The following is a 1632-nucleotide window of genomic DNA, read 5'->3' as shown; positions in this document are numbered from 1 at the left end:
TAAGATTTAGGTCTTCACTGAAGCCTTTCAGGCCCAAATCGGGCAGGTTGTCTGTATAGTCCAAGGAAAGAACAAGATCAGTATACAGTTGTCATCGGCGTGTTCGATGGCTGCCAAGTACTAATCGCAGACGGAGAAAAGCGTAAATTCATTCTCCTAAGAAAAAATATCAATCATTTAACCTTTTATGATTGCGTATCTCCGGAAGTTCAGAACAGTATATTCAAAACAGGTCGGGTGATAGATGGACAATTGAGAACATCTCATTTGGACATTTATCAGAGAGCAAGTTACTGATTTGAAGAAGGGAGAACACTTGAATGGCGAAAGACGATGTAATTGAAGTGGAAGGTACTGTAGCAGAAACTTTGCCAAATGCAATGTTCAAAGTTGAACTAGAGAATGGTCATACAGTTTTGGCTCATGTATCAGGAAAAATCCGTATGCACTTCATTCGCATTTTACCTGGAGACAAAGTTACGGTAGAATTATCTCCATATGACTTAACTCGTGGTAGAATTACGTACCGTTACAAATAAAGCAACTCCGGAAGAAGGAGGTTGGAAACACATGAAAGTGAGACCATCTGTTAAACCTATCTGTGAAAAATGTAAAGTGATTCGCAGAAAAGGAAAAGTAATGGTGATCTGTGAAAACCCAAAACATAAACAAAAACAAGGCTAATAACAAGGAGGTGCCCAAATCATGGCTCGTATTGCTGGTGTAGATATTCCACGTGATAAGCGTGTTGTCATTTCTTTAACATATGTTTTTGGAATTGGTCGTACGACGGCTCAACAAGTCCTTAAAGAAGCAGGTGTTTCTGAAGACACTCGCGTTCGCGATCTAACTGAAGACGAACTAGGTAAAATCCGTGATATCATTGACAAACTTAAAGTAGAAGGTGACCTTCGTCGTGAAGTTTCACTTAACATTAAGCGTCTAATTGAAATCGGAAGCTACCGCGGAATCCGTCATCGTAGAGGACTTCCTGTTCGTGGACAAAACACAAAAAACAACGCGCGCACTCGTAAAGGTCCGCGTCGTACTGTAGCTAACAAGAAAAAATAAGTAAAGGAGGTAGTTAAAGAATGGCTGCTGCTCGTAAACAAAATACGCGTAAACGTCGCGTGAAAAAGAATATTGAAGCTGGAATCGCTCATATCCGTTCCACTTTCAACAACACGATTGTAACGATTACTGATGTTCATGGAAACGCAATTTCTTGGTCAAGTGCTGGTGCATTAGGATTCAGAGGTTCTCGTAAATCTACTCCTTTCGCTGCACAAATGGCTGCTGAAACTGCTGCTAAAGGTTCTATCGAACATGGTCTTAAAACACTTGAAGTAACTGTTAAAGGTCCTGGTTCTGGTCGTGAAGCTGCAATTCGTGCGCTTCAAGCTGCAGGTCTTGAAGTTACTGCAATCAGAGACGTAACTCCAGTTCCTCATAACGGATGCCGTCCACCAAAACGTCGCCGCGTGTAATTTGTTTGTATAGATTTTGTGTCCCTGTCAATAATGGGTTATGATACAGTTATTTATGAGACGAATACACGACTCGTTGCCTGAGCACATACGGGACTAAACAATGAGGAATTTCGGATGGAATCTCATATGATTCTATTCGAGG

At 41.1% G+C, this 1632-nt stretch carries 4 protein-coding genes; all 4 read left to right on the top strand.

The genetic code is table 11. From position 1 onward, the window contains the following. The first annotated feature begins 320 nt into the window (after window positions 1-320). From infA to rpsK, 4 genes are read left to right on the top strand one after another with little or no spacing between them, the layout of a single operon-like run. Window positions 321-539 carry a translation initiation factor IF-1 gene (gene infA, locus ACRRMM_RS18015; protein WP_003217190.1) on the top strand — a complete coding sequence of 73 codons (219 nt, stop codon included), beginning with the start codon at window positions 321-323 and terminating at the stop codon, window positions 537-539. A 31-nt stretch (window positions 540-570) separates the two neighbouring features. Then, window positions 571-684 (top strand): 50S ribosomal protein L36, encoded by a 114-nt coding sequence (rpmJ, locus tag ACRRMM_RS18010; protein WP_003156543.1) that lies wholly within the window; start codon window positions 571-573, stop codon window positions 682-684. A 21-nt stretch (window positions 685-705) separates the two neighbouring features. Beyond that, window positions 706-1071: a 30S ribosomal protein S13 gene (rpsM, locus tag ACRRMM_RS18005; protein ID WP_003217023.1), complete on the top strand. Its 366-nt coding sequence runs from the start codon at window positions 706-708 to the stop codon at window positions 1069-1071. Window positions 1072-1091: 20 nt separating this feature from the next. Beyond that, the gene (gene rpsK, locus ACRRMM_RS18000; RefSeq protein WP_003217231.1) at window positions 1092-1487 is read left to right on the top strand and encodes a 30S ribosomal protein S11; all 396 of its coding nucleotides are present in this window, start codon (window positions 1092-1094) and stop codon (window positions 1485-1487) included. The last annotated feature ends 145 nt before the right edge of the window (window positions 1488-1632 follow it).

This window comes from Bacillus sp. XT-4, from assembly GCF_050864245.1.
GTDB classification, from domain to species: Bacteria; Bacillota; Bacilli; order Bacillales; family Bacillaceae; genus Bacillus; species Bacillus altitudinis.
This window is presented reverse-complemented; position numbering and strand designations above follow the sequence as displayed.

Bases quoted from the DNA above. Each gene is read 5' to 3' on its own strand.
- rpsK (WP_003217231.1), top strand. From the start codon at position 1,092: ATGGCTGCTGCTCGTAAACAAAATACGCGTAAACGTCGCGTGAAAAAG.
- rpsM (WP_003217023.1), top strand. From the start codon at position 706: ATGGCTCGTATTGCTGGTGTAGATATTCCACGTGATAAGCGTGTTGTC.
- rpmJ (WP_003156543.1), top strand. From the start codon at position 571: ATGAAAGTGAGACCATCTGTTAAACCTATCTGTGAAAAATGTAAAGTG.
- infA (WP_003217190.1), top strand. From the start codon at position 321: ATGGCGAAAGACGATGTAATTGAAGTGGAAGGTACTGTAGCAGAAACT.